20 protein-coding genes are annotated in these 26,336 nt (G+C 65.3%); 16 read left to right on the top strand and 4 right to left on the bottom strand.

What is annotated here, in order from left to right:
* Positions 1-2: 2 nt before the first annotated feature.
* The 4 genes from cysT to GJV37_RS28720 all read right to left on the bottom strand — a co-directional run bounded on the left by cysT (position 3) and on the right by GJV37_RS28720 (position 4,707).
* Positions 3-821, bottom strand: a complete 819-nt coding sequence (gene cysT / locus GJV37_RS28735) for a sulfate ABC transporter permease subunit CysT (protein WP_017520777.1) — start codon at positions 819-821, stop codon at positions 3-5.
* Positions 822-941: 120 nt separating this feature from the next.
* The gene (locus tag GJV37_RS28730; RefSeq protein WP_024762120.1) at positions 942-1,940 is read right to left on the bottom strand and encodes a sulfate ABC transporter substrate-binding protein; all 999 of its coding nucleotides are present in this window, start codon (positions 1,938-1,940) and stop codon (positions 942-944) included.
* A 171-nt stretch (positions 1,941-2,111) separates the two neighbouring features.
* A complete protein-coding gene (gene oscA / locus GJV37_RS28725) occupies positions 2,112-2,294 on the bottom strand; it encodes a sulfur starvation response protein OscA (protein ID WP_017520779.1) in 183 nt (60 codons plus the stop codon).
* Positions 2,295-2,433: 139 nt separating this feature from the next.
* Entirely contained in the window at positions 2,434-4,707 is a 2,274-nt protein-coding gene (locus GJV37_RS28720; protein ID WP_193453218.1) for a putative bifunctional diguanylate cyclase/phosphodiesterase, read from the bottom strand.
* A 179-nt stretch (positions 4,708-4,886) separates the two neighbouring features.
* On the opposite strand from GJV37_RS28720, the gene desA reads away from it, so the two are divergent.
* The 16 genes from desA (at position 4,887) to GJV37_RS28640 (ending at position 26,327) form a co-directional block, all read left to right on the top strand.
* Entirely contained in the window at positions 4,887-6,068 is a 1,182-nt protein-coding gene (gene desA, locus GJV37_RS28715; RefSeq protein ID WP_024762122.1) for a delta-9 fatty acid desaturase DesA, read from the top strand.
* Between the two features lie 138 nt (positions 6,069-6,206).
* Positions 6,207-7,175, top strand: coding sequence for a GGDEF domain-containing protein (locus GJV37_RS28710; protein ID WP_024762123.1), 969 nt, complete (start codon positions 6,207-6,209; stop codon positions 7,173-7,175).
* A 1,045-nt stretch (positions 7,176-8,220) separates the two neighbouring features.
* Positions 8,221-9,630, top strand: coding sequence for a hypothetical protein (locus GJV37_RS28705; protein WP_169887066.1), 1,410 nt, complete (start codon positions 8,221-8,223; stop codon positions 9,628-9,630).
* 58 nt (positions 9,631-9,688) lie between these two features.
* Positions 9,689-10,783 (top strand): DegT/DnrJ/EryC1/StrS family aminotransferase, encoded by a 1,095-nt coding sequence (locus GJV37_RS28700; protein WP_024762125.1) that lies wholly within the window; start codon positions 9,689-9,691, stop codon positions 10,781-10,783.
* 10 nt (positions 10,784-10,793) lie between these two features.
* The gene (locus GJV37_RS28695; protein ID WP_193453217.1) at positions 10,794-12,329 is read left to right on the top strand and encodes a lipopolysaccharide biosynthesis protein; all 1,536 of its coding nucleotides are present in this window, start codon (positions 10,794-10,796) and stop codon (positions 12,327-12,329) included.
* Between the two features lie 2 nt (positions 12,330-12,331).
* Positions 12,332-13,261, top strand: a complete 930-nt coding sequence (locus GJV37_RS28690) for a glycosyltransferase family 2 protein (RefSeq protein ID WP_024762127.1) — start codon at positions 12,332-12,334, stop codon at positions 13,259-13,261.
* Between the two features lie 31 nt (positions 13,262-13,292).
* Positions 13,293-15,506: a polysaccharide biosynthesis tyrosine autokinase gene (locus tag GJV37_RS28685; RefSeq protein ID WP_037011021.1), complete on the top strand. Its 2,214-nt coding sequence runs from the start codon at positions 13,293-13,295 to the stop codon at positions 15,504-15,506.
* A gap of 27 nt (positions 15,507-15,533) precedes the next feature.
* Positions 15,534-16,283, top strand: coding sequence for a WbqC family protein (locus GJV37_RS28680; RefSeq protein WP_037011018.1), 750 nt, complete (start codon positions 15,534-15,536; stop codon positions 16,281-16,283).
* Positions 16,280-16,801: a transcription/translation regulatory transformer protein RfaH gene (gene rfaH, locus GJV37_RS28675; protein WP_089285854.1), complete on the top strand. Its 522-nt coding sequence runs from the start codon at positions 16,280-16,282 to the stop codon at positions 16,799-16,801. Before GJV37_RS28680 ends, rfaH begins: the two co-directional genes overlap by 4 nt.
* A 44-nt stretch (positions 16,802-16,845) precedes the next feature.
* A complete protein-coding gene (locus GJV37_RS28670) occupies positions 16,846-17,844 on the top strand; it encodes a glycosyltransferase (RefSeq protein WP_065085322.1) in 999 nt (332 codons plus the stop codon).
* Positions 17,841-19,073 (top strand): glycosyltransferase family 4 protein, encoded by a 1,233-nt coding sequence (locus tag GJV37_RS28665; RefSeq protein WP_170859034.1) that lies wholly within the window; start codon positions 17,841-17,843, stop codon positions 19,071-19,073. Before GJV37_RS28670 ends, GJV37_RS28665 begins: the two co-directional genes overlap by 4 nt.
* A complete protein-coding gene (locus GJV37_RS28660; protein ID WP_170859033.1) occupies positions 19,042-21,657 on the top strand; it encodes a GH39 family glycosyl hydrolase in 2,616 nt (871 codons plus the stop codon). Before GJV37_RS28665 ends, GJV37_RS28660 begins: the two co-directional genes overlap by 32 nt.
* 20 nt (positions 21,658-21,677) lie before the next feature.
* Positions 21,678-22,796, top strand: coding sequence for a glycosyltransferase family 4 protein (locus GJV37_RS28655; protein WP_065085320.1), 1,119 nt, complete (start codon positions 21,678-21,680; stop codon positions 22,794-22,796).
* Positions 22,793-23,668 (top strand): glucose-1-phosphate thymidylyltransferase RfbA, encoded by an 876-nt coding sequence (rfbA, locus tag GJV37_RS28650; RefSeq protein ID WP_024762134.1) that lies wholly within the window; start codon positions 22,793-22,795, stop codon positions 23,666-23,668. Before GJV37_RS28655 ends, rfbA begins: the two co-directional genes overlap by 4 nt.
* Before the next feature lie 108 nt (positions 23,669-23,776).
* Positions 23,777-25,177 (top strand): undecaprenyl-phosphate glucose phosphotransferase, encoded by a 1,401-nt coding sequence (locus GJV37_RS28645; RefSeq protein ID WP_037011012.1) that lies wholly within the window; start codon positions 23,777-23,779, stop codon positions 25,175-25,177.
* A gap of 31 nt (positions 25,178-25,208) precedes the next feature.
* Positions 25,209-26,327: a polysaccharide biosynthesis/export family protein gene (locus tag GJV37_RS28640; protein WP_024762136.1), complete on the top strand. Its 1,119-nt coding sequence runs from the start codon at positions 25,209-25,211 to the stop codon at positions 26,325-26,327.
* Positions 26,328-26,336: the final 9 nt, after the last annotated feature.

Here is a 26,336-nt window from a genome sequence, read left to right as displayed (position 1 = left end):
CCTCAGGGCGTTTCGATGCGGCGCTGCAGCAGGTTGATCAGCAGCAGCAGGACGAAGGCGACGACCAGCATCAGCACGCCGATGGCGGTGGCGCCGGTGTAGTCGTACTGGTCCAGCTTGACCATGATCAGCAGCGGCAGGATCTCGGTCTTCATCGGCATGTTGCCGGCGATGAAAATCACCGAGCCGTACTCGCCGACGCCGCGGGCGAAGGCCAGGGCAAAGCCGGTCAACCAGGCGGGGAGCAACGCCGGCAGCAGCACGTGACGGAATACCTGCAGCGGCTTGGCGCCCAGGCAGGCGGCGGCTTCTTCCACTTCACGCGGTATGTCCGCCAGCACCGGCTGCACCGTGCGCACCACGAAGGGCAGGACCACGAAGGTCAGCGCCAGGGTGATGCCCAGCGGGGTATAGGCGATCTTCAGGCCGATCTCGGTGGCGAAGCGCCCGACCAGGCCGTTGGGCGCATACAGCGCGGTGAGCGCGATGCCGGCCACGGCGGTGGGCAAGGCGAAAGGCAGGTCGATCATCGCGTCGATGATCTTGCGGCCGGGGAAGCGGTAGCGCACCAGCACCCAGGCCAGCAGCGTGCCGATCACGCCGTTGATCAGGGCGGCGATCAGCGCGGTGCCGAAGCTCAGCTTGAGCGCGGCGATGACGCGCGGCGCGGTGATGATGGTCCAGAACTGATCCCAGGAAAGCTGGGTCGTCTTGAGGAACATGGCCCCCAGCGGAATCAGCACCAACAGGCTGAGGTACACCAGGGTGTAGCCCAGAGTCAGCCCGAAGCCGGGTATGACCGGGGAGATGCGTCGCGACATTGTCTGTCCTTTCTCGTGAACGCGTTAAGCCCCCGCCATGGGGCGGGGGTTTTCGTTCCGGCGGGCTGTGCACCGCCCGCCGGATCGGACCGCCCGGCGCAGGGCCGGGCGGGTGGCGCATCACTGCGCCTGGTAGATCTTGTCGAAGATGCCGCCGTCGTTGAAGAACTTCGGCTGTGCGGATTTCCAGCCACCGAAGTCCTTGTCGATGGTCACCAGGTTCAGTTTCGGGAACTGGCTGGCGAACTCGGCAGCGACCTTGGCATCACGCGGGCGGTAGAAGTTCTGCGCGGCGATGCGCTGGCCTTCTTCGCTGTACAGGTACTTCAGGTATTCCTCGGCGACCTTGCGGGTGCCTTTCTTGTCGACGGTCTTGTCGACCACGGCCACCGGCGGTTCGGCCAGGATCGAGATGGACGGAACGACGATCTCGAAGTTCTCGCCACCCTGTTCCTTCTTGGCCAGGAAGGCTTCGTTCTCCCAGGCCAGCAGTACGTCGCCAATGTTGTTGTTGACGAAGGTGATGGTCGAACCGCGGGCGCCAGTGTCCAGAACCGGGACGTGCTTGTACAGGTTCTGCACGTATTCCTGGGCTTTCTCGTCGCTACCGTATTGCTTCTTGGCCCAGGCCCAGGCGGCCAGGAAGTTCCAGCGGGCGCCGCCGGAGGTCTTCGGGTTCGGGGTGATGACTTCCACGCCCTGCTTGGTCAGGTCGCCCCAGTCCTTGATGCCCTTGGGGTTGCCCTTGCGGACCAGGAACACGATGGTCGAGGTGTAGGGCGTGCTGTTGTCGGGCAGGCGTGCCTGCCAGTCGGCGGGCAGCAGCTTGCCCAGCTTGTTCAGTTCGTCGATGTCGCCGGCCAGGGCCAGGGTCACCACGTCGGCCTTCAGGCCGTCGATCACGGCGCGGGCCTGCTTGCCCGAGCCACCGTGGGATTGCTGCACGGTCAGGTCATCACCGCCCTGGGCCTTCCAGTGCTTGATGAAGGCGGCGTTGTAGGCCTGGTACAGCTCGCGGGTCGGGTCGTAGGAAACGTTCAGCAGTTGGGTGGCGGCGGATACCGGGCCGGCAATCAGGGCGCTGGCCAGTGCGGCCAGGGCGAAACGGCGGATGGACATGTGCAGCTCCTGAAAAAATGCAGTTCTTTATGTTTGTTGGGCAGGGTCTTTCGGGGGAGGGGCGTTGTCAGCCACGCATTCGCGGCTGACAGCTGCAGTACCGGTGGGGCAGTTTGCTCATGGCGAGGCTCCGGTGGTCCAGTCATGCCCCTTGATAAAGGGACGAAAGGCTCAGGCGGGCTTGCCCGGGCTCTGTTGCAGGCGGAATTTTTCCTTGCGCTCGATCTGCACGACCTGGCCGTTGTGCACGGTGATCTCGACGGCGCCGAAACGCAGGCCACGCAGGGCGCTCTGCACTTCGCGCAGGATGTTGGCTTCGTCCTGGCCGTCCAGGCTACGGAGGGTTGCGCTCATGGGTATCTGCTCCTAATGGGTTGACCACCGGCCGATTCACCAACGGCGCGTGCGGTGTGAGCGCATAGTAAGCAGGAGCTGGATATTCTTAAAAATACTGTTTAAGAATTTTTATATATCAGAAAGTTTTTAGCCTGTTTTAGGCCGTGTCGCGCGGCAATTGCGGCAGCAGGAGCTCGGCCGGCTGCGGGGCGCCGTACCAGTAGCCCTGGCCGAAATTGCAGGCATGGGTGAGGAGGAAGGCGGCCTGGTCCGGGCGTTCCACGCCCTCGGCGACCACCTGCAGCCCCATGCTCTGGCCCAGGGCGATCACTGCGCAGGCGATGGCGGCGTCCTCGGAGTCGTCCGGCAGACCAGCGACGAAGCCCTGGTCGATTTTCAGCTTGTGTACCGGCATACGCTTCAAGCGCATCAGCGAGGAATAGCCGGTGCCGAAGTCGTCGATTGCCAGGTGCACGCCCAGCAGGCGCAACTGGCAAAGCAGTTCCAGCGCCTGGTCGAAATTTTCCATCACCGCGCTTTCGGTGACTTCCAGCTCCAGGTGATGCGGTGCCAGGCCACTCTGTTCCAGGGCCAGGGCCACGCGTTCCTCCAGGCCGCCGCGGCCGAACAGTCGGCTGGAGACGTTCACAGCGATGAAGTCCAGGTGGATTCCGTCGTCCAGCCACTGGCGCATCTGCCGGCAGGCGCGCTCCAGTACCCAGGCGTCGATGGCGGTGATCAGGCCACTTTCCTCGGCCACCGGGATGAATTCGCTGGGGGCAATGAGGCCGTGTTGCGGGTGCTGCCAGCGCACCAACGACTCGACGCCGACCATGCGGCCGCTGGCGAGGTCGTGTACCGGCTGGAAATACAGGCGCAGTTCGTCGTGGTCCAGCGCATGGCGCAGCGCCGACTCCACCTGCACGTGGGAGCGCGCGCGGGCGGTCAGCTCGGGGGTATAGAAGGCATAGAGGTTGCGTCCGCTGGCCTTGGCCTGGAACAGCGCGGCGTCGGCGTGCTGCATCAGGTGATCGACGTTGCGTGCATCCTCGGGGAACAGGCTGACGCCCAGGCTCACCGACATATAGATGAGCTGGCCATTGACCTCGAAGGGCGCGCTCATCGCCTCCAGCAGGCGCTGGGCGAGGCTGCTGGCGTGATGCGGCTGCTGGCTTTCGAGGACCACGGCGAACTCGTCGCCGCCCAGGCGCGCCAGGGAGCAGCGCTCGTCCAGGCAGTCTTCCAGGCGCTCCGCCACGGCGCGGATCAGCAGGTCGCCGATGTTGTGGCCGAGGCTGTCGTTGATGTGCTTGAAGTGGTCCAGATCGATGCTCAGCAGCGCGCCGCCGCTGCCTTCACGTTCGGCGCGGGCCAGCGCCTGCTCGATGCGCTCGCGCAGCAGCAGGCGGTTGGGCAGGCCGGTGAGCGGGTCGTGGTGGGCGAGGAAGTCCAGCTCGTGCTGGGAGCGCTTGAGGCTGCTGAGGTCGGAGAACACCGCCACATAATGCGTCAGTTCGCCTTCGTCGTTGCGCACGGCGCGGATGTGCTGCCACTGCGGGTATACCTCGCCGCTCTTGCGGCGGTTCCAGATTTCGCCGCTCCAGACACCCTGTTCATGCAGGGCGGTCCACATGCGCTGGTAGAAGGCGGCATCCTGGCGGCCGGACTTGAGCACCGAGGGCTGGCCGCCGAGCACGTCTTCGGCGCTGTAGCCGGTGATGCGCGAGAAGGAGGGGTTGATGTGCACGATCACGCCGCGAGCATCGGTGACCAGCAGGCCTTCCTGGGTCGCCTCGAACACGGCGGCGGCCTGGCGCAGGTGGTCTTCGTTGCTGCGCTGGTGGGTGATGTCGCGGTTGATACCGGTCAGGCGCAGGGGGCGGCCGTCTTCGGCGCGGGTCAGGCGACCGCTGCTGCGTACCCAGCGATAGCTGCCGTCGCCGTGGCGGATGCGGTAGACGCACTCCAGGTGGGTGCGCAGGCCCTGGATGCAGTCCTGGTGGAGGGCGAGGATGCGCGCGCGGTCGTCCGGGTGCAGGCGGTTCTCCCAGAGCAGCAGGTCATCGCTCAGGTGCTCCAGGGGCAGGCCGATCAGGTTGGCATAGCCGGGCGAGTAGTAGATGCGCTGGGATTCCAGGTCCCAGTCCCAGATGCCGTCCTCGACCACCGCGAAGGCGCGGCTCAGGCGCTGTTCGCTGTCGGTCAGCGCGGCAAGGGCGGCGTGCTGCCGGCGAAAGTGCCGCCAGAGCAGAAAGAACAGCAGCAGGAAGGTAATCGCGAGGAAGACGTACTTCTTCAGCTCCAATGCCCGCGCCAGCGAGGCCGGGTCGCGCAGGACATTTTGTAACCATTGGTCACCCAGCCAGACCCATAGGGTGGCGGCGACCAGGTACAGGAAGCTGATGCGCAGGGCGCTGAGGCGTGGATTCATGCGGTAGTGGGTTGGAATTATTGGCTGAGCAGTATAAATGATGGCCACTTGGCCTTGTTCGTATCTAAAAGACCGGATGGTAATCCGGACCCGCTTAGTGATAATGCGGGCTGGCTTTTCCCGGCAACGCATGCCCAGCAAGGCGTTGCCCACACCCCTTCCGAGGTACAGTATCGCCTATGTGGTACAACGGTTTCCTTGATCTGTCGCCGTGGCAATTGGTGGCGGTCACCCTGATCCTGACCCATATCACCATCGTCGGTGTCACGGTCTACCTGCATCGCTATTCCGCGCACCGGGCGCTCGAACTGCACCCGGCTCTGAAGCATTTCTTCCGCTTCTGGCTGTGGCTGACCACGGCCATGAACACCCGCGAGTGGACTGCCATCCATCGCAAGCACCACGCCAAGTGCGAGACCGCCGAAGACCCGCACAGCCCGGTGTTCAAGGGCCTGGGCACCGTGCTGCGTACCGGCGCCGAGCTCTATCGCAAGGAGGCGGAGAACGCCGACACCCTGCGTATCTACGGCAAGAACTGCCCGGAAGACTGGATCGAGCGCAACCTCTACTCGCGCTTCCCCATCGGCGGCGTGGTGCTGATGGCGATCATCGACCTCGCCCTGTTCGGCGTACTCGGCATGACCGTCTGGGCCGTGCAGATGATGTGGATCCCCGTGTGGGCCGCCGGCGTGATCAACGGCCTGGGCCACGCCATCGGCTATCGCAACTTCGAGTGCCGCGATGCCGCCACCAACCTGGTGCCCTGGGGCATCCTGATCGGCGGTGAAGAACTGCACAACAACCACCACACCTACCCGAACTCGGCGAAGCTGTCGGTGAAGAAGTGGGAGTTCGACCTGGGCTGGGCCTGGATCAAGGTGTTCAGCTTCCTGCGCCTGGCCAAGGTGGCCCGCGTGGCGCCCATCGCCCACCGCGTGGAAGGCAAGGGCAGCCTGGACATGGACACCGCCATGGCGATCCTCAACAACCGCTTCCAGATCATGGCCCAGTACCGCAAATTGGTGATCGGCCCGCTGGTGAAGCAGGAACTGGCCAAGGCCGACGAGTCGGTGCGCCACCTGTTCCGTCGCGCCAAGCGACTGCTCTCGCGGGAAACCAGCCTGCTGGAAGAGCGCCATCACGCGCGCATCCAGGACCTGCTCGCGCAGAGCCAGTCCCTGCAGGTGATCTACGAGAAGCGCCTGGCGCTGCAACAGATCTGGGTGAAAACCAGCGCCAACGGCCACGACATGCTCGCCGCGATCAAGCAGTGGGTGCACGAGGCGGAAGCCAGCGGCATCCAGTCGCTGCGCGAATTCGCCGAGCAGCTGAAGACCTACTCCCTGCGCCCTGCCGTCTGAATGGCGGAAGCGTCCTAGGACGTTGAGAGATGCGTCTCAAGAAAAGCCCGCCGTTCGGCGGGCTTTTCGTTTAATTTGCAGCAGCCTGGCGTAGTTTGCGGTCATAGCCCCGGTCAATGAACGGGAGGACGCTGATACATGGATGAGAATAAATTGCCGGCCGATCAGGAAGAGGCCCTGCTGGCATTGCTGCACAGTCGCGCCGAGGTGACGCGCCTGAAGGAGCGCGAACAGCTTTTCAGCGCACTGCTGGCCAGTGTGAACTCGGTGCTCTGGGCCTTCGACTGGCAGGCGCAGCGCATGGTCTATGTCAGCCCGGCGTACGAGCGCATCTTCGGTCGCTCCGCGGCGCTGCTGCTGGCGGATTACAACGAGTGGCGCAACTGCATCTATCCCGATGACCTGGATTACGCCCAGAGCACCCTGCAGGAAGTACTCGAGCGCGGCGCCATCGAGCAGCGCGAGTACCGGATCCTGCGGGCCGACGGCGAGGTGCGCTGGCTCAGCGACAAATGCTTCGTCAGCCAGCACAGCGATGCCGGCCTGCCGCTGATGATCGTCGGCATTGCCGAGGACATCACCGACAAGAAGCACCTGGAAACCGAGCTGCACCGTCTGGCCACCACCGACGTGCTGACCCAGAGCAGCAACCGCCGCTACTTCTTCGACAGCGCCGAGCAGGCCTTCCGCGACTGCAAGGCGACCTCCACGCCGCTGGCCTTCCTGCTGCTGGACGTGGACGACTTCAAGAAGATCAACGACGTCTACGGCCACCAGGTCGGCGACGTGGTACTGCAACGCATCGCCCAGAGCGGTGCTGGCGCGCTGCGCCGCGGCGACCTGTTCGGGCGTATCGGTGGCGAGGAGTTCGCCGTGCTGCTGCCCGGCTGCGACGAGAACATGGCGCGGCAGATTGGCGAGCGCCTGCAGCGGGAAGTGCAGCGTCTGCGCTTCAACGAGGCCGAGCATTTCTTCAGCGTGACCATCAGCCAGGGGCTCACCCTGTTGCAGCCCGATGACCAGAATCTTTCCGCGCTCTACAGCCGCTCCGACGCGGCGCTGTACCAGGCGAAACGCACCGGCAAGGACCGCATAGTTCAGGGATGAAACACATCCGCCGTGTCCGCGGCGGATACATTAATACTTTCCGACTAATACTTTTAATGCAGATTCGAAAGTGTACGTTTATGCTGTCAAAACGCCTGTGTCGGGTTTATGGCGCGTTATAAATCAATAAGTTACAGAGACTGATTTGCCTTCTGTCGGATTCCTGGCGTAGTGGCGCTTCCTACGTTGACATGCCTTTGTTCCCCCCTCTATTACTATCCACATAGCAATATCGTGTGGTGTCCGGATGAGACACCTCAGGGAGTAGTCGCAAGAGCAGTAAGGTCAAGGAAGATTCTGCCCCCCTCTTCTTCCTGTCATTTTCCTATCGCTGCCTGACAACTTTCGCCAGCCTTCTTTGCTGCGGAAGCGCGATAGCTTTTTGCTGTTGTTTTTCCAGATTTTCGGAACAGGCCGAAGGGCGGTAGCTTTGCCCAGTGAAAACTAGCGGCCACTCCAGGGACGAACAGTTGATTGTCGTTGTTTGAATCGGGTCGTTCGAACTCGGGCGGTAGCCTTGTCTTCGAATTTTGTGAAAGGCCCGGTGCAGAGCTTCTCCTGGATTGGAGTCAGTGACGATGGCCGCTCGAAGAATGGATAACGACGGAACTTTGCGTTCCCTCGAAGCAGGCAGAAAGAACAGCCCGTTGCACTCGGAAAGTGTTTCTTTCACGGGGCTGCGAAAGTCTGGCGTCAAACTTTGCGGTATTCATGAGCAATATGCTTTCGCCCGCTTAGTTAATTTGGCGATGAGTTATGCCATGTATCCATGGTGTAACGATTCTGAACTTTCGTCGAAACTTTCCCTGCGTCATTCAGTGCCTGTTTCATTGTCGAAACACTCACTTCCATTTATCCCCGAAGTTACCTCGCCGGCATCCGCCATCCATTCCGAAGACTCTCCCGCCACCTTCTCGACGAGGGTGCGCGTGCCTGCGGCTGCGCCGCGAGTGACGGAATTCCGGCGCGAGCGCTGCCACCCTGCCGGCCGACAGTGCCGGTATCACGAAAGCCGCGCGCCCCGTCGCGCTGGGAGTCAAGGCTGATGGCCGAGCAATCTCTTCGTTCCAACTATGCCTGTGTGGTCGGCGGCGCCGGCCCGGCAGGCATGGGGTTCCTCTTCAACGCCTACAAGACCGGCGCGCTGGCGAGCCTCGCCCGTGATGGCCTGCTGGTCGTGGACGCTGCACTGGCGGTCGGCCGTGGCCGCCTGGGGGACTATCACATCACCGCGAACTCGGTGGGCGATGTGTTCCTCGACTGCCTGCGCGATCCGGCGTTGTTGCCCATCTTCGCGCCGCTGGCGCATTCGCCCGCGTTTCGCGCGCTGCAGAACGATCCCCATGGTGCGCCGATGCTCACGCAGGTGGGCGAGTTGCTGGCCCATGCCTCGACCCTGTTCATGCGCTACGTCACCGAGCACCTGGGCGTCGAAGTGGCGCTGGGTACCCGCATCGAGAAGATCACCGCGCAGGACGACGGCAGCTTCCAGCTGGCGCTGCGCAGTGGCTCCCATAGCGTGCAGATCGGCGCCGGCACACTGGTGATGAACCTCGGCGGGCGGCAGAACCGCGAGTACCTGAACTGGAGCCTGGCCGAGCAGGACCTGCACCTGGCCCACGACGGCCCGACGGTTTACTCCTCCGACGCGCTGCTCAGCCTGAACCCTGCCGAGCTGGTGGAGCTGTTCGGCGACCGGGTCACCCCGGGCACCCGCTTTACCGTGGTCGGCGGTTCCCACAGTGCCTTCTCGATCCTCGACAACCTCGCGTGCGCGCTGGACTGCCTGGGGCTGGAGCAGATCACCCTGCTGCACCGCGCGCCAATCCGCCTGTTCTTCGAGAGCGTCGAGGAAGCCCGCGCGGCTGGCTACGTGGTCGACGAAGGCATGGATGTCTGCCCGGTCTCAGGCCGGGTCAACCGTTCCGGCGGCCTGCGCTACCGCGCCCACCAGGTCGGCACCGACGTACTGGCCAACGGGATCGTCAGCGGCACGCGGGTGAAGGTCGAGCTGCTGTGCCTGGAGGACCGCTCGCCCGCCGTGCGCGAGCGTCTGGCGCAGGTCTGCAGCGAAGACGGCGTGATCGTCCAGGCCATCGGCTACCAGCCCTGCCTGCCGGCGCTGCGCCGCGCCAACGGCGAGCCGCTGCAGGTGCGCGAGAGCAAGGGCGGACTGGATTCGGACGCCGCCGGCTGCCTGCGCGATCTCAATGGCCGGCCGATTCCCGGCCTCTACAGCTTCGGCCTCGGCTCGGGCCTCGCGGCCAATCCGATGCTGGGCAGCGAGCGCTCCTTCGACAGCCGCATCTATGGCGTCTGGCAGTTCCACCATGACGCCAGCGGCCGGGTCATCGAGGCCCTGCAGGAGCACCTGGCCAGCCGCGCGACGTCAGCCGTGCAACCCATGGAAAGCGGCATCGACGACGCGCCTTTCGCGCTGTCGGCGCTGGGCTGAGCGGCGCGCACGCCGGCTGCGAGCTAACGGATTTTCCATCCAACAGAGGGATGCGACCGTGATTAATGTGACCAAGACCTACCTGGGCAACCTGGACAAGTTCAAGGCCTATGTGGAACAGATCTACGCCTCCGGCTGGATCACCAACCACGGCCCCTTCGTCACGGAGTTGGAAGAGCGCCTGCAGGATTACTTCGGCGTTCGCCATGTGATTCTCACCAACAACGGCACCATCGCCCTGCAGGTGGCCTATCGTGCCCTGGGCGTGACCGGCAGTGCCGTCACCACCCCCTTCAGCTTCGTTGCCACCAGCAGCACGCTGCAGTGGGAGAGCATCCGTCCGCGCTTCGCCGATATCGATGCGCGGACCTGGAACCTCGACCCTGCCCGCATCGAAGCCAGCCTTGCGCCGGATACCACCGCCATCGTCGCCACCCACGTGTTCGGTAATCCCTGTGCGGTGGAGGAGATTCAGGCGGTGGCCCAGCGCAACCGGTTGAAGGTGATCTACGACGGCGCCCACGCCTTCGGTTCGCGCTACCGCGACCGCTCGGTCCTGGCCTGGGGCGATGCGACCACCCTGAGCTTCCACGCCACCAAGCTGTTCCACACCATCGAGGGCGGCGCCATCGTCACCTCCGATGACGAGCTGGCGAAGCAGATTCGCCTGATGTGCAACTTCGGCATTGCCGGCGTCGACCAGATCGTCGGCCTGGGGATCAACGCCAAGCTCAACGAGTTCTCCGCGGCCATGGGCTTGTGCGTGCTCGACGAGATCGACGACATCCTCGCCCAGCGCGAGGAAATTGCCGCCCGCTACACCGCGTCGCTCAGTGGCTACTACGACCTGCAGGCCAGCGAGAGTTATGCCCGGCTGAACAACAGCTACTACCCCATCGGGCTGCGTGACGAAGCCCAGGTGCTGCGCGTGCGTACTGCGCTGAACGAGATCGGCGTCAACCCGCGGCGCTACTTCTACCCGTCGCTGGACACCCTCGATTACCTCGCCCCGCAGGTGCCGCAGGTGCAGTCCCGCGAACTGAGCCAGCGCATCCTCTGCCTGCCCCTGTACCCGGGCCTGCCGCAGGAAATCCAGCGCGCCGTGATCGAAGTGCTGCTGCTGGAAAGCGGCCGCGTCGCGGTCGCGGTGTAAGGGGACGATGATGCGCACCGCACGCTCGCTGTCGATGGTCCGCAACACCCTGCTCAACTATGCAGGGCAGGCGTACGCCATCGTCATCGGCATCCTGATCCAGCCGTTCTACCTCGGCCACCTGGGCGCCGAGGCCTACGGCCTGATCGGCTTCTTCGCGGTGTTGCAGACCTGGTTGCTGCTGCTCGATGTCGGCTTGTCGCCGGCGCTGGTGCGCCAGGTGGCCCACGGCCGTGGCGCCCGTGGTCGTAACGTGAGCGGCGAAGGTCAGGACCAGGCACGCCTGCTGCGTTCGTTCGAGCTGATCCTGCTGCCGCTGACGGCCGCCAGCACCCTGGCCGTGTTCGGCGGCAGCGGCTGGATCGCCGGGCAGTGGCTGAACGTGCAGCAGTTGTCGCCGGAACTGGTGGCGCAGTGCATCAGCCTGATGGGGCTGCTGGTCGCCCTGCGTCTGTACGCCACGCTGTACCGCAGTGCACTGCAGGGCCAGGAACTGCACGCCTACATCAATGGCGTGAACGTGTTCATCACCACCCTGCGTTACTTCGGCGGCCTGTTGCTGGTGGCGCACATCAGCCAGGACCCGCTGGTGTTCTTCCAGTTCCAGGTTGCGGTATCGCTGATCGAGGCGCTGCTGCTGGGCGGCAAGGCCTACCTGTGGATGGACGTGCGCCTGCTGACCCGCTTCTGCTGGGACACGGTGCGCCCGGTGCTGCCCTTCGCCCTGGGCATGTCGCTCACCTCCTGCCTGTGGATCGTGCTCACCCAGCTGGACAAGGTCCTGCTGTCGAACCTGCTGCCCCTGCAGCAGTACGGTTATTTCTCCCTGGTGGCGCTGATTTCCGGCGGCATTCTCAGCCTGGTCAACCCGCTGGCGCAGTCGCTGCTGCCGCGCATGACCATGCTGGTCGCCGAAGGGCGCCACGACGACATGCAGCAGCTCTATCTCAAGGCGAACCGCTTCGTCTGTGTGCTGCTGTTCCCGATGGTCGCGGTGATCGCTGCTCATGGTCATGACCTGGTCCTGGCCTGGAGCGGCGATGCCGTGGCCGCCAGTTGGTGCCGGCCGATCCTCGTCTGGTACGTGCTGGGCGCAGGCCTGCTGGCAGTCGCCAGCTTCCAGTTCTACCTGCAGTACGCCCATGGCCAGCTGCGCATGCACGTCTGGTACAGCGTCGTTTCCACCCTGGTGAGCGTGCCGCTGGTGATCGCCAGCGCCTACCTGTACGGCGTCGTTGGCGTGGCGCTGTGCTGGTTCGGCCTGCGCCTGGTGTCGTTCCTGATCTGGCCGCTGATCGTGCACCGCACCTTCGCTCCGGAACTGTACGGCACCTGGCTGCGCGACACCCTGCAGATCGCCGCGCTCAGCGCCGCCGGCCTGCTGCTCAGCGAGCCCTTCTACGCGCTGCTGGCCCGCTCGGGTGAGCGCCTGTGGCTGCTGGCGGCGCTCGCCGCGTGCGGCCTGATCACCCTGTTCCTCGTTGGCGCGGGCTCTGCCCCGGCTCTGCTGCGCCTGTTCAAACCGTCCCACAAGCCGAGTGTCTAGACATGGATATCCGCTCCGAGCTGCAGATCCTCTCCAACTGGCCGGAAGACCCGAAGCCTCTCTTGAGTGTCGTTTGCCTGGCCTACAACCAGGTCAACTACATCGGCCGCACGCTGGACAGCTTCCTGGAGCAGGTCACCGACTTCCGCATCGAAGTGCTGGTCAACGATGACGCCTCCACCGACGGCACCAGCGAAGTGATCGCCGACTACGCGGCGCGCTATCCGCACATCATCAAGCCGATCTTCCACAAGGAAAACCAGTACTCCAAGGGCCTGTCCCACGGCCTGCCGGTCTTCCGCAAGGCGCGCGGCCGCTACATCGCCTACTGCGAGGGCGACGACTACTGGACCGACCCGCGCAAGCTGCAGATCCAGGTCGATTTCCTCGAGAAGAATCCCGACTACGTCATCACCTACCACGACGCCTACACCTTCAACGAGGACGGCGTGATCAAGCCGATGCAGCTCACCGGCAAGTTCCGCCGTGACGCCAGCCGCCTGGAGCTGCAGCAGGCGCGGGCGATCTCCACGCTGACCACGGTGTTCCGCAACGTGCTCACCGAAATGCCCGAGGAGCTGCTCACCACGCGCATGGTCGACCTCTGCTGGTGGTCGCTGCTGGGTGCCTACGGCAAGGGGCGCTTCATGGAGGAAATCCGTCCCGCCGCCTACCGCGTGCACAAGGGCGGGATCTTCTCCATGCAGGCCGACCGTGTGCAGCAGCACATGACCCTGCACACCTACTACTGCCTGTCGCGCTACTACCAGCGCCTGGGGAACCAGGAGCTCAACGAGTATTTCCTGATGCAGGTCTGCCGGATGTCCATGGCCGCCATTTCGCCCATGCGCAAGGTGCAGGCGTTCCTGATGTTGATCGGCAACCACGGCGTCAACCTGCTCAAGCGGCTGAACCCGATTCAGGCGCGCTGAGCCGCGCTACCTCAATGGAGGATGGAAGTCCATGAGTGTCATGCCCCGCTCGTCCCTGGAAACGCTCCAGGACACCCGCATCGATGTCGCCGGCCTGCTGCGCCTGCTGTTCGATCACAAGAAGATGATCCTCGCCGTCACTGGCCTGTTCGCCGTACTCGGGCTCTTCTATGCAGTGGTCGCCACGCCCATCTATGTCTCCGGCGCGATGATCCAGATCGAGCAGAAGAAGAACGGCCTCAACGGCACGCCCGAGGTGATCAATCGCCCCGACTCGGTGTCGATCGCCTCCACTGAGATCGAGCTGCTGAAATCCCGCGCGGTGCTCGGCAAGGCGGTCGAACTGCTGAAGCTGGACATCGTCGCCAAGCCCAAGCGCCTGCCGCTGATTGGTGACTACCTGGCGCGGCGCTACCAGCCGGAAGCCGGCCAGACCCTCGCTGCACCCTGGCTGGGCATGGGCGCCTACGGTTGGGGTGGTGAGCAGATCAAGGTGTTCTCCCTCGACGTGCCGGAGGAATACCTGGGTGAGCCGCTGACCCTGGTGGCCGACGGCGGCGACGCCTATCACCTGCTCAACGCCGATGGCCAGCTGCTGCTGCGCGGCGAGCTGAAGAAACCGGTGCTGGAGAAAGGCTTCAGCATCGAGGTGGACGAACTGGTGGCACGCCCCGGTACCGAGTTCATCGTGGCGAAGAACCGCCTGCTGACCACCACCCTGAACTACCAGAAGCTGCTCAAGGTGGCCGAGGCGGGCAAGGACTCGGGGATCATCTACATGACCCTGGAGGACCCGAACCCGCTGCAGGCTGACCGCATCCTCGACAAGATCAGCCAGCTCTATGTGCTGCAGAACGTCGAGCGCAGTTCCGCCGAAGCCTCCCAGCGCCTGCAGTTCCTGCGCTCGCAGCTGCCGGTGGTGCGCATGGACCTGGAAAAGGCCGAAGCCGCCTACAACGCCTACCAGACCACGGCCAAATCTGCCGACATCAGCGTCGAGACCCGTGGCGTGCTGGACCAGGTGGTGGGCATCGACAACCAGCTCTCCGAGCTCAAGCTCAAGCGCGCCGAGTACGACCGCCTGTACACCCCGACCCACCCGACCTACCAGGCCCTGCTCAAGCAGATGAGCAGCCTGGAAGACCGCAAGGCGCAACTGCAGAAACGCATCCAGACCCTGCCGGCGACCCAGCAGGAACTGCTGCGCCTGTCCCGTGACATGCAGGTCACCCGGCAGACCTACACCACCCTGCTGAACAAGGCCCAGGAGCAGGACATCATCCGCGCCGGCACCATCGGCAACGTGCGGGTGATCGACACCGCCCAGGCCAACGTCGAGCAGCCGGCCAAGCCCATGCGCAAGGTCATCGTGCTGCTCGCCACCCTGCTCGGCTTCTGTGTCGCCCTGGGCATCCTGTTCCTGCGCCAGGCCTTCTACCGTGGCGTGGAGAATCCCGAGGCGATCGAACAGCTCGGCCTTTCCGTGCTCGCCGCGATTCCCTACTCGCGGCAGCAGGAGCGCCTGGAGAAGGAGCGCAAGGGCGACATCCTCGGCCATACGCCGAAACTGCTGGCCGCCTCCACCCCCGGCGACCTGGCCAACGAGGCCATCCGCAGCCTGCGCACCAATCTGCACTTCGCCCTGCTCGAAGCGCGCAACAACGTCGTGATGCTCACCAGCCCCGCGCCGGGAGCCGGCAAGTCGTTCGTCTCCAGCAACCTGGCGGCCATCGTCGCGCAATCGGGCCTGCGCACCCTGCTGATCGATGCCGACATGCGCAAGGGCTACCTGCACCGGGTATTCGGCCTGACCCCGCGCCACGGCCTGTCCGACGCGCTGAGCGCGCACCGCCCACTGAGCGAGGTGATCCTGCCCACCGAGGTGCCGGAGCTGGACTTCATTTCCTGTGGCTTCGCCGCACCGAACCCGTCCGAGCTGCTGATGCACGACAACTTCGCCCAGCTGCTGCGCGATGCCTCGTCGATGTATGACCTGGTGATAGTCGACACCCCGCCGGTGCTGGCGGTGACCGACGCCGCGCTGGTCGGCCGGCTGTGCGGCATCTGCCTGCTGGTGACCCGCTTCGGCCAGAGCCCGGCCAGCGAGATCGACACCGCGCGCCGCCGCCTGGGGCAGAGCGGCATCCACCTGCAGGGCGCGATCCTCAATGGCGTGAAGCGCAAGGCCTCCACCGCAGCCTACGACTACGGTGCCTACGCCTATCGCTACGACGCCAAGGACTGAAGCCGCAGGCAGGGAAGGAGTACCGACATGGTCCATATCGTCAGCCTGATGCAGCCGTACCTGTTCCCCTACCTGGGGTACTTCCAGCTGATCGCCGCGAGCAGTCTGTTCATTCTCGGCGACAGCCTGCAGTACACCCGGCGCGGCTGGATCAACCGCAATCGGGTGCTGGTCGGCGGCAAGATCTGGCAGTTCAGTTTTCCCCTGGAACAGGGCTCGCAGACCCAGGCGATCAACGAACGACGCCTGAGTGACGAGATGCGGCTGACCAACCAGCGCTTGCTGCACACGATCCGCCATGCCTACCACCGTGCGCCGTGCTACGAGCAGGTGATGCCGCTGCTGGAGGAAATCCTCGAACACCCCGAGCGCAACCTGTCGCACTTCGCCGAGCACTCGATCCGCCGCATCTGCCAGTACATGAAGATCGACACGCCGATGACGCGTGTCTCCGAGCTGGACCTGGCCGACGACATCGGCCGCGACCAGCGCCTGATCGAAGCGGTGAAGCAGACTGGTGGCGACGTCTACCTCAATCCCGAAGGTGGCCGCCACCTGTACTCGCCGGACGTGTTCAACGCCCACGGCCTGGAGTTGCAGTTCCTGCGCATGGAGCCGGTGAGCTACCCGCAGTTCGGCCCGGATTTCGTCCCCAGCCTGTCGATCATCGACGTGCTGATGTTCAACCCGCCAGACGAACTGCAGCGCCTGCTGGGCCGCTACACCGTGGAGCGGCCCGCGCCCTCCTCGGACATCCTCGGAGAGTACGAATCATGAGCGCCGTCGCCATCTCCACTGCCGGGCAATACCGCTGGTACCTGATCCAGACGAAGCCGCACCAGGAGCTGCGCGCCGAGGAGAACCTCGGCCGCCAGGGCTTTTCCTGCTACCGCCCGGTGGTGGGGCAGGGCGGCCGGGCGCAGCCGCTGTTCCCCGGCTACCTGTTCATCCGCCTCGATCAGCAGCACGACAACTGGTTCCCGATCCGCTCCACCCGTGGCGTGGCGCGCCTCGTCAGCTTTGGCGCGCAGCCGCTGGCAGTGGCCGACGACCTGGTGGAAGGCATCCGCCAGCGCCTGGCCGCCATGCCGGAGCGCCGTGCCAGCGGCTTCCACGAAGGGCAGATGGTGCGCGTGAAGTGCGCAGGCGATTGCGAAGTGGATGCGATCTTCCTCTGCGAGGACGGCACCGAGCGCGGGTTGATCCTGCTCAACCTGCTGCAACGCGAACAACGCATCCGGGTCCCGCTCAGCCAGCTCTCGGCGGTGGTTGGCAACGACGGCTGGCGCGCCTGAGGCGCTCGACTCTCACAGGATCAACTGCAAGGAGGTGTGGCGAGATGAATGGATCGACCGTGCTGGTGACGCTGACCTATGGCGACCGCCTCGAGTACTTGGAAGAGCTGCTGGCCCGCGCCTTCCGCGAGAAGGACATCACCCGCGCCATCGTCGTCAGCAATGCCTCGGTGGCTGAACTGGACCAGTTGTTCATGCTCTGGCCCAACCGCGTGCAGGTGATCGAGCTGGACAGCAACACCGGCTCGGCCAATGGCTATGCCGTGGGCATCGAGGCCGCGCTGAAGAGCGGCTGCGACTTCATCTGGCTGATGGATGACGACAACGCGCCGACGCCGGGCTCGTTCCCGCTGCTCAAGCAGCGCCTGATCGATTGCGCGCTGCGCCATGGCACCGACAACACGGCCGTGCTGGGCTTCCGCCCGACCCACCAGGCCGACGTCGCTTCCGGAGTGCCGACCCGTTTCATCACGCCGCCGCGCTCCAGCTACTTCGGTTTCCACGTTCGCCAGCTGCCCTACAAACTCTGGCGCCGCACGCCCTGGGGCAAGCCGAAGCCGCGCCCGGCGCAGCCGCTGCTGGAGCTGCCGTTCGCCTACTACGGCGGCCTGCTCGGGCATGCCGATCTGTTCCGCCGCATCGGCCTGCCGCGCCGCGACCTGGTGCTCTACGCCGACGACACCGAATACACCTTCCGTATCGGCAACCTGGGTGGCCACCTCTACCTGGTGCCCGAGGCGGGCCTGGATGACCTGGAGAACTCCTGGAACATCAAGGCGCGCACCTCGAACATCTACGAGACCTACCTGCTGGGCAGCTCCGACCTGCGCGCCTACTACGCCGCGCGCAACCAGGCGTGGTTCGACAAGAACCTGTGGGTGACCTCGCCGCTGATGTACCGCTTCAACCGCTGGGTGTTCATCCGCCTGCTGCACTTCTTCGCCCGCCGCCACCAGCGCGAAAGCCGCCTGGCCCTGCTGCTGCAGGCGATCCGCGATGGCGAAGCCGGTGCGCTCGGCATGAACCGGGCCTACCCGCTATGAGACTGCTGCTGCTCAACACCCTCTACGCCCCGCACATCGGCGGCGGGGCGGAGGTCATGCTGCAGCACATGGCCGAGGGCCTGCGCGCACGCGGCCATGAGGTGCAGGTGCTCTGCACCGGGCCGGACGCCGGCCTGCAACGCGAGACGGTGAACGGCGTGCCGGTGCTGCGAGCCGGCCTGCGCAACCTTTACTGGCCCTTCGACGACAAGAGCCAAGGCGCGCTGAAACGCCTCGCCTGGCACGGGCTGGACCGCTACAACCGCGGCATGCGCAGTCTGCTGGCGAAGGTGCTCGAAGAGGTCGAGCCGGACGTGGTGATCTGCCACAACCTGTCGGGCTGGTCGATCTCCGCCTGGGATGCGATCCGTGCCGCCGGCCTGCCTATCGTGCAGGTCCTGCACGACCAGTACCTGACCTGCCCGCGTGGTGTGCGCTTCAACAAGGGCCGCCATTGCGAGCAGCAATGCGCCCCCTGTGCGTTGTTGCGGCGCTCCCATGCTGCGGCTTCGAGCGATGTCGACGCGGTGGTCGGTGTCAGTCGCTACCAGCTCAATACGCTGCTCGACGCCGGTTACTTCTCCAGCAGCCAGACCCACGTGGTGTACAACGGCTCGCCGATGGCAGAAGTGCCTGTCGCGCCGCCGGCTTCCGGGCGCCGCCCGTTGCGCTTCGGCTTCATCGGTGCGCTGACGCCGAACAAGGGCGTGGAGTGGTTGATCGAGCAGTTCCAGGCGCGCGGCGACAATGCCTCGCTGCTGATCGCCGGACGCGGCGACGCGGCCTACGTGAACCAGCTGAAGTCCGCCGCCGACCCGCAGCGCGTGCACTTCGTTGGCTACCGCAAGGCCTCCGAGTTCTTTACCGAGATCGATGTCGCCGTGGTCCCCAGCCTGTCGCCGGAGTCCTTCGGTCTGGTGGCGCTGGAGGCCTGCGCGCATCACCTGCCGGTAATCGCCTCGCGCATGGGCGGGCTGGTGGAAGTCGTCCAGGACGAGATCAACGGCCTGCTCTGCTCGCCCGAGCAACCCGGCTCGCTCGGTGACGCCATCCAGCGCCTGGCCCGGGACCCCGCGCTGCGCCAGCGCCTCGCCTCGCGAGCCCATGAATACGTGGCGCCGATGCTCAGCCTGGAGCGGATGCTCGACGAGTACGAAACCATCCTGCGCCACACCCTGCTTACCCGCGGAGTCCAGCATGGAACTGCAATCCCCGTATCCACGCTTTGAGCTCGACCGTCGTGTGACCTTCGACCGCTCGTTGCTGGCGCTCGGGGTGCTGGTGGCATTGCTGCTGGTGGAGACCTTCAACGGCGCGTTGCGCTTCTATACCGACCAGGCCGGACTGTCGGCGATCGTCTACCTGCCCAAGGTGGCCTGCATCATCGCCGTGGCCTGGGAGTTGATCACCCGCCCGCAGCAGCGCGGGCTGTGGCTGTTGCTGATCCTCGCCGCGGCTTCGCTGCTGCTCGGGCGGCTGCATGGCGCCGAGTTCAAGAGCGGCTTCTTCGCCGTTTTCATTTACGCGCCGCTGCTGTTCGGCCTGCTCTGCGGCCCCTACCTGGAAATGCATCGCAAGGCGGTAGGCTGGATCATCGCCTTCTGCCTGGTCGCCTCCCTCATCGGCATCGCGCTGGACCTGCTGATCAATGTGCCGTGGAAGGGCTACACCTACTCCATGGGCGGCGTCGAGGTCAGCGCCAACCGCTCCTGGAGCGCCTACGGCCTGGATCGCATCGCCGGCTTCTCGCGGATGTCCTCCAGCCTGGCGATGATGCTGGCGGTGTTCAGCCTCTACCTGGGGTCGTTCCGCCTGCCGCTGCTGGCACGCGGTCTGCTCTACGCGGTGGCGCTGGTGGGCATCGTGCTCACCACCAACAAGTCCTCCGCCGGCGCCTTCTTCCTCGCCCTGATGGTGATGAGCATTGCCCGCCAGCGCCTGCTGTTCCTGTTCGCCGCGCTGCTGGTGGTTCTCGGCGCGCTGCTGCTGCCGCTGTACGGCCTGTATGCGCAGGTCGACCCCTACCTGGCCAGCGCCACTGGCGACAACCTGATGGGGTCGATGGTGGATCGCCTGGTCAACACCTGGCCGAACCTGATCAAGGTGATGGACTACAACGGCTGGATCTACACCGGCGCCGGGCTGGGCATGACCGGCAGCGCCTATGCCGCCTTCCCGATCTTCGGTGTCGAGCAGCTGGCAGTGGCCGACAATTCGCTGCTCTACCTCTGGTGCCTGTTCGGCGTGGCCGGCGTCGCCCTCTACCTGCTCGGGGTGCCGATGCTGATGCGCCTGCAGCGCCAGCCCGGCCAGGAAGCCCGCGCGCTGCTGGGGATCGCCTATTGCATCCTGCTGATCGGCTGGACCAGCGACGTACTCGAATCGCCCATACCCAGCCTGTTCCTCGGCCTGGCCATCGGTCGCGCCCTACGCCTGCCGGGTGAGGCCGCGCCGCAACCGGCGCCCCGCACCCTGCGCCTGCAGGGCGGCATGCTCAGCCTGCTGGCCTGCGCGCTGCTGATCGGCGGCCTGCTGCAATCGCCGCGCACCCTGGCCAACCAGGCGCCGGTGGAAAACCCCGGTGCAGCGGAATTCATCGTCGGCGCCAGCACCCACCAGAACATCCGCGCCGGCAACCGTGATGGCATCAATCGCCTCGGGCGCGAGGCCGGCATCACCTCGTTCCGCGACGACGCCTACTGGTCCAGCGTCGAGCGCGAGCGCGGCAAGCTGGCCATCGATGCCGCGTGGCGCGCACAGCTGCGCAGCACGCGCAGCCTGGGTATCAGCACGCTGCTGATCCTGGGCAACGAGAACCAGTTCTACGGCAATGCCAAGCCGCGCGACGACGCCTCCCGCGAGGGCTACCTGCGCTACGTGCGCTATGTGGTCCGCAGCTTCAAGGGGCAGGTCGCCTTCTACGAAGTGTGGAACGAGTGGGACTCGGAAAACGCCACCGACAAGGACTTCAGCGACGATTACCTGACCCTGGTGCGCGCCGCCGCCAAGGTGATCCGCGAGGAAGACCCGCAAGCCAAGGTGCTCGCTGGCGCCGTCACCCTCAAGGGCATCCGCCAGGGCTTCGCCGAACGCATCGCCGGTGGTGGCGTGCTCGATGTGGCCGATGGCATCTCACTGCACCCGTCGGTGTATTGCGAGGGCGAGATGTCCACGCCCGAGGCCTGGCTCAACTGGTTCCAGGGCGTCAACCAGAAGCTGGAAAACGCCGCCGGCAAGCCGGTGCCGCTGTACTTCACCGAATTCAGCTGGCCGGCCCACGAAGGCGATTGCGGCATCAGCCGCGAACGCCAGGCCGCATACCTGGCCCGCGCCTATGTGCTGGTGCGCAGCCTGCCCAATGTGAAGGGCGCCTGGTGGTATGACCTGGTGGACGACGGCATCGACCGCACGGACATGGAACACAACTTCGGCCTGCTCACCGCCAGCGGCCAACCCAAGCCGGCCTACCACGCCATGGCCAGCGTCGCCGACATCATCGGCCGCTACCGCTTTGTCGGCCGCGTGCCCAACCAGGACCCGAACGTCTACCTGCTGCGCTTCGCCAAGGCCAGCGAGGAAATCCTGGTGGCCTGGACCCTGGGCCACGAACAGATCCTGAACATCACCAGCAAGCCCGGCAGCAGCGACACCCTCTGGCGCCTCGACGCCGTGGAGGGCATCGCCCGCCGCGAGGGCCGGCCGGTGCCCTGGCAATGCCCCGCAGGCGGCGGCGATTGCCAGGCCAGCATCCGCATCGACGAGTCGCCCACCCTGGTGCGCAGCGCGTCGGCCCCGCAACTGTCGCTGCGCTGACGCCTCGCGGAGAACCCTTCATGATCGTGATCAACGCGCGTTTCCTCACCCAGCAGTTGAGCGGTGTGCAGCGCTTCGCCGAGCAGATATCGCTGTCGCTGGCACGCCTGCGCAGCGACCTGCACTTCGTGGCGCCGCCAGGGGAAATCCTCCGCCCGGAGATCGCCCGACAACTGAACGTCGAGCAGGTCGGGCGCAACGGCGGGCACCTCTGGGAGCAGGTCGACCTGCCGCTATGGCTGGCGCACCACGGCCGGCCGCTGCTGGTCTCGCTGTGCAGCACGGCGCCACTGGCGTACTCGCGGCAGGTGATGACGCACCACGACATTACCTACGTGCGCCACCCGGAAAGCTTTTCCTGGAAGTTCCGCGCCCTGTACCGCGTGATGATTCCCCTGCTGCTGCGCCGCTCGCTGGCGCAGGTCACGGTCAGCGAATTCTCCCGCCAGGAGATCGCCACACACTATGGCGTCGACCCCAAGGGCATCCATGTGATCGCCAACGCGGTGTCCGCCGAGTTCTGTACCGGCCTGGAACCGGCGACGCCCGAGCGGCCCTATGTACTGGCGGTTTCCTCGCCGGCCACGCACAAGAACTTCCAGCGGCTGATCGAAGCCTTCCGCCTGCTGGGTGAGCTGGACGTGGAGTTGCGCATCGTCGGCGCCGCCAACCGCAGCTTCGTCGACGCGCAGCTGCAGCAGAGCGGGCAGGGCGATCGCGTGCGCTGGCTGGGACGGCTGGACGACGACCAACTGATCGAGCAGTACCGCCACGCGGCCGTCTTCGCCTTTCCGTCGCTGTATGAAGGTTTCGGCATTCCACCGCTGGAAGCGCAGGCCTGCGGCTGCCCGGTGGTCGCCGCCAGCAGCGCCTCGATTCCCGAAGTGCTGGGCAACTCGGTGCTGTACTTCGACCCCCTCGACCCTCCCGGCATCGCTGCGGCCCTGCGCCGCGTGCTGCTCGACCACCAGCTGCGCGCCGACCTTTGCCGGCTGGGGCAGGAGAATGTCCTGCGCTACTCCTGGGACATCTCCGCCCTGCGCCTGTCGAGCCTGATCGACACCTTTCTGATGGAGCGCTCGGGCTACCCGGCGCGCTTCGACGCCAAACAGATCGCCAAGCAAGGAGGCAGATCATGAAGGGCATCATCCTCGCCGGCGGCTCCGGCACTCGCCTGCACCCGATCACCCTGGGCGTGTCCAAGCAGCTGCTGCCGATCTACGACAAGCCGATGGTGTACTACCCGCTCTCGGTACTGATGCTCGCCGGCATCGACGACATCCTGCTGATCTGCACGCCCACCGACCTGCCGAACTTCCGCGCCCTGCTGGGTGACGGCGAGCAGTTCGGCGTGCAGCTGCAGTACGCCGTGCAGCCTTCGCCGGATGGCCTGGCCCAGGCCTTCCTGATCGGCGCCGAGTTCATCGGCGATGACTCGGTATGCCTGGTGCTGGGCGACAACATCTTCTACGGCCAGGGCTTCACCGAAACCCTGCGTGAAGCGGCGGCGCGCACCCAGGGCGCCACCGTGTTCGGCTACCAGGTGGCGGACCCGGCGCGCTTCGGCGTGGTCGAGTTCGACGACCAGGGACGCGTGCTCTCCATCGAAGAGAAACCGCGCGTGCCGCGTTCGAACTACGCCGTCACCGGCCTGTATTTCTACGACAACCGTGTGGTGGAGATGGCCCGCCAGATCCGCCCTTCGGCCCGTGGCGAGCTGGAAATCACCGACATCAACAACCTCTACCTGGAGCGGGGCGAACTGCACGTGAGCCTGCTCGGTCGCGGGTTCGCCTGGCTGGACACCGGCACCCACGAATCGCTGATGGAAGCCGGCCATTTCGTGCAGACCATCGAGCAGCGCCAGGGACTGAAGGTGGCCTGCCTTGAGGAGATCGCCTTCCAGCAGGGCTGGCTCAGCGAAACGTACCTGGCCCTGCAGGCCGAGCGGCTGAGCAAGACCGGCTATGGCCGTTACCTGCAGCAGTTGCTGCTGGACAAGCGACAGTGAATTCGCACCCGGCGAACCCGAGGCGGGTTCGCCGGCCCTGCGCCCGTTAACGGACTGCGATAACGAAGCAGCGGCACAAGGAGCGATGCCGGACATCGCGAGGTCATCATGCCCAACAAGACAAAAGGAATTCTGCGTGCGCACCAGTCACTGATCTCGCTGGCGCACCGCCTGAGCGACATCCTGGTGATCGTGCTCAGCGGGGTGATTCTGCTCAGCGCCGGCAATGGCGTTCTGGACGCACAGATCTGGGTCTCGGTGCTGCTCTGCGTCATGCTGTTCCACTGGCTCGGCGAGCTGAACCAGCTCTACGGCTCCTGGCGCGGCGAGTCGCTGCTGCGCGAGTCGCTGAGTGTCACCCTGTACTGGTCGCTGGCGTTCTTCGCCGTGCTGCTGCTGGACATCTCGCTGCGCCACGTGGAGCTGGAGGAGCCGCGCCGGCTGGGGTGGTTCGCCGCCGCGCTGCTGATCATGTGCGGCTATCGCCTGGCCATCCGCATGTTGCTGCGCGTCGCCCGGCGCCATGGCTTCAACAGCCGCAACGTGGCCATCTACGGCACCGGAGAGGTCGGTGCTCGGCTCGCCGAAACCATCCTCAATGCCCCGTGGATGGGGCTGCGCCTGATCGGCTTCTACGACGACCGCCCGCAGCAGATGGAGCTGGGCGAGCGGGTGCCGGTAAAGGGGGATCGCCTGGCGCTGATCGAAGCCGCGCGCTCGGGGCAGATCGACAAGGTCTACCTGACCCTGCCCCTGTCCCGCGAGCCGCTGCTCAACGAGCTGATCCGCGAGCTGTCCGATACCACGGTGTCGGTGTACCTGATCCCCGACCTGTTCATGTTCGACCTGCTGCACGCGCGCAGCGAAAGCATCAACGGCCTGGCCACCATCAGCATCTTCGACACGCCCATGGATGGCCCCAACGCCGTGCTCAAGCGTATCGAGGACGTGGTGCTGGCCTCGCTGATCCTGCTGCTGATCGCCGTGCCCATGCTCTTCATCGCGGTGGCCGTGAAGCTCAGCTCGCGCGGCCCGGTGCTGTTCCGCCAGACCCGCTACGGCATGGATGGCCGGCCGATCCGCGTCTGGAAATTCCGCAGCATGACGGTGATGGAAGACGGCGCCGCCGTCATCCAGGCCTCGCGCAACGATTGCCGCATCACCCCGCTGGGCGCCTTCCTGCGGCGCACCTCGCTGGATGAACTGCCACAATTCTTCAACGTCTTGCTCGGCGACATGTCCGTGGTCGGCCCACGCCCCCACGCCGTGGCGCACAACGAGCAATACCGGCGTCAGGTCAGCCGCTACATGCTGCGTCACAAGGTCAAGCCGGGCATCACCGGCTGGGCCCAGGTGAACGGCTGGCGCGGCGAAACCGACACCCTGGAGAAGATGCAGAAACGCATCGAGTTCGATCTGGACTACATCGAGAACTGGTCCGTCTGGTGGGACCTGAAGATCGTCCTGCTGACCCTGTTCAAGGGTTTCGTACACCGCAACGCCTACTGAGTTTTCACACTCGTTTCAAGGAAGGATTGCCATGAAAAACCTGCTCGCTTTCAGCTTTGTAGTCGGCAGTCTGGCGCTACAAGGCTGCGTGTTCTCCCCCGGTCAGTACATGACGGATTCCGATGTCCAGCGCGAGGCGCAGAAGCAGGGGATGAACATTACCCTCGTGCCTATCACGCCACAGGTGCTGCAGCGCCAGGAGGCCTCGTTCGCCGCCAGGCCCGGTGTGCCCGCGGAGCTGCTGAACTACCGCCCGCCGCAACAGGACTACGTGATCGGCGGCGGCGACGTACTGCTGGTGACCGTCTGGGACCACCCGGAACTGACCAGCCCCGGCTCGACCCAGCAGATGGAAGCCAACGGCCGCGTGGTCGGCGCCGACGGCAACATCTTCTTCCCCTACGCCGGCGTGGTGCGAGCCGAAGGGCAGACCCCGGCACAATTGCGTTCGAGCCTGGCCCGCCGGCTGGCGAACAAGGGCATCGTCGACCCGCAGGTGGATGTCACCGTGCTGCGCTATGCCAGCCAGCACGTGGTGTTCTCCGGCGCCTTCCAGAACGGCGGCCAGGTCGAGCTGAACAACACGCCCACGACCCTGGTGCAGGCGGTCAGCAAGGCGGGAGTGATTGCCGGCGAGGCGGACCTGTCCGGACTGACGCTCAAGCGTGACGGCCGCGAATACGTGATCGACGTCGACGCGCTGAACCGCTCCGGCTCGACGCTCAGCGGCATCTACCTGAAGAACGGCGACCAGGTCCACCTGCCCTACAACGACCGCAAGAAAGTCTATGTGGTCGGCGAGGTGGAACGCCCGCAGGTCGTGACCTACCGCACCACCGGCCTGTCACTGCTGGAAGTGCTGGGCAACGCCGGCGGCCTGGCCCCGGAAACCTCCGATGGTGACTCCGTGTACGTGATCCGCGGCAACCCGCAGCAGGCCGATGGCAAGGGGCAGGGTACCTTCCAGGCGCAGGTCTTCCACCTGGAAGCCAAGCGTCCGACCGCCTACGCCCTGGCCAAGGACTTCGCCATGCAGCCGCAGGACGTAGTGTTCATCGGCCCGGCCAACATCACTCGCTGGAACCGCTTCATCAGCCAGCTGCTGCCGTCGGCCTCGATCGTCGCCACCAGTGCGGCAGTGGGCAACTGACGCCCAGGC

The sequence above is a fragment of the Pseudomonas nitroreducens genome, from assembly GCF_010994165.1.
GTDB classification, from domain to species: domain Bacteria; phylum Pseudomonadota; class Gammaproteobacteria; order Pseudomonadales; family Pseudomonadaceae; genus Pseudomonas; species Pseudomonas nitroreducens.
Note: the sequence above shows the minus strand (reverse complement) of the source record. Positions and strands in the feature narration are given on the sequence as shown.

Excerpts from the sequence above, each read along its gene's own strand:
- GJV37_RS28690 (WP_024762127.1), top strand. The coding sequence starts at position 12,332 with ATGGATATCCGCTCCGAGCTGCAGATCCTCTCCAACTGGCCGGAAGAC.
- oscA (WP_017520779.1), bottom strand. The coding sequence starts at position 2,294 with ATGAGCGCAACCCTCCGTAGCCTGGACGGCCAGGACGAAGCCAACATC.
- GJV37_RS28640 (WP_024762136.1), top strand. The coding sequence starts at position 25,209 with ATGAAAAACCTGCTCGCTTTCAGCTTTGTAGTCGGCAGTCTGGCGCTA.
- GJV37_RS28685 (WP_037011021.1), top strand. The coding sequence starts at position 13,293 with ATGAGTGTCATGCCCCGCTCGTCCCTGGAAACGCTCCAGGACACCCGC.
- GJV37_RS28665 (WP_170859034.1), top strand. The coding sequence starts at position 17,841 with ATGAGACTGCTGCTGCTCAACACCCTCTACGCCCCGCACATCGGCGGC.
- rfaH (WP_089285854.1), top strand. The coding sequence starts at position 16,280 with ATGAGCGCCGTCGCCATCTCCACTGCCGGGCAATACCGCTGGTACCTG.
- GJV37_RS28680 (WP_037011018.1), top strand. The coding sequence starts at position 15,534 with ATGGTCCATATCGTCAGCCTGATGCAGCCGTACCTGTTCCCCTACCTG.
- GJV37_RS28695 (WP_193453217.1), top strand. The coding sequence starts at position 10,794 with ATGCGCACCGCACGCTCGCTGTCGATGGTCCGCAACACCCTGCTCAAC.
- GJV37_RS28710 (WP_024762123.1), top strand. The coding sequence starts at position 6,207 with ATGGATGAGAATAAATTGCCGGCCGATCAGGAAGAGGCCCTGCTGGCA.
- GJV37_RS28670 (WP_065085322.1), top strand. The coding sequence starts at position 16,846 with ATGAATGGATCGACCGTGCTGGTGACGCTGACCTATGGCGACCGCCTC.
- GJV37_RS28720 (WP_193453218.1), bottom strand. The coding sequence starts at position 4,707 with ATGAATCCACGCCTCAGCGCCCTGCGCATCAGCTTCCTGTACCTGGTC.
- GJV37_RS28730 (WP_024762120.1), bottom strand. The coding sequence starts at position 1,940 with ATGTCCATCCGCCGTTTCGCCCTGGCCGCACTGGCCAGCGCCCTGATT.
- GJV37_RS28660 (WP_170859033.1), top strand. The coding sequence starts at position 19,042 with ATGGAACTGCAATCCCCGTATCCACGCTTTGAGCTCGACCGTCGTGTG.
- cysT (WP_017520777.1), bottom strand. The coding sequence starts at position 821 with ATGTCGCGACGCATCTCCCCGGTCATACCCGGCTTCGGGCTGACTCTG.
- GJV37_RS28645 (WP_037011012.1), top strand. The coding sequence starts at position 23,777 with ATGCCCAACAAGACAAAAGGAATTCTGCGTGCGCACCAGTCACTGATC.
- GJV37_RS28705 (WP_169887066.1), top strand. The coding sequence starts at position 8,221 with ATGGCCGAGCAATCTCTTCGTTCCAACTATGCCTGTGTGGTCGGCGGC.
- desA (WP_024762122.1), top strand. The coding sequence starts at position 4,887 with ATGTGGTACAACGGTTTCCTTGATCTGTCGCCGTGGCAATTGGTGGCG.
- rfbA (WP_024762134.1), top strand. The coding sequence starts at position 22,793 with ATGAAGGGCATCATCCTCGCCGGCGGCTCCGGCACTCGCCTGCACCCG.
- GJV37_RS28655 (WP_065085320.1), top strand. The coding sequence starts at position 21,678 with ATGATCGTGATCAACGCGCGTTTCCTCACCCAGCAGTTGAGCGGTGTG.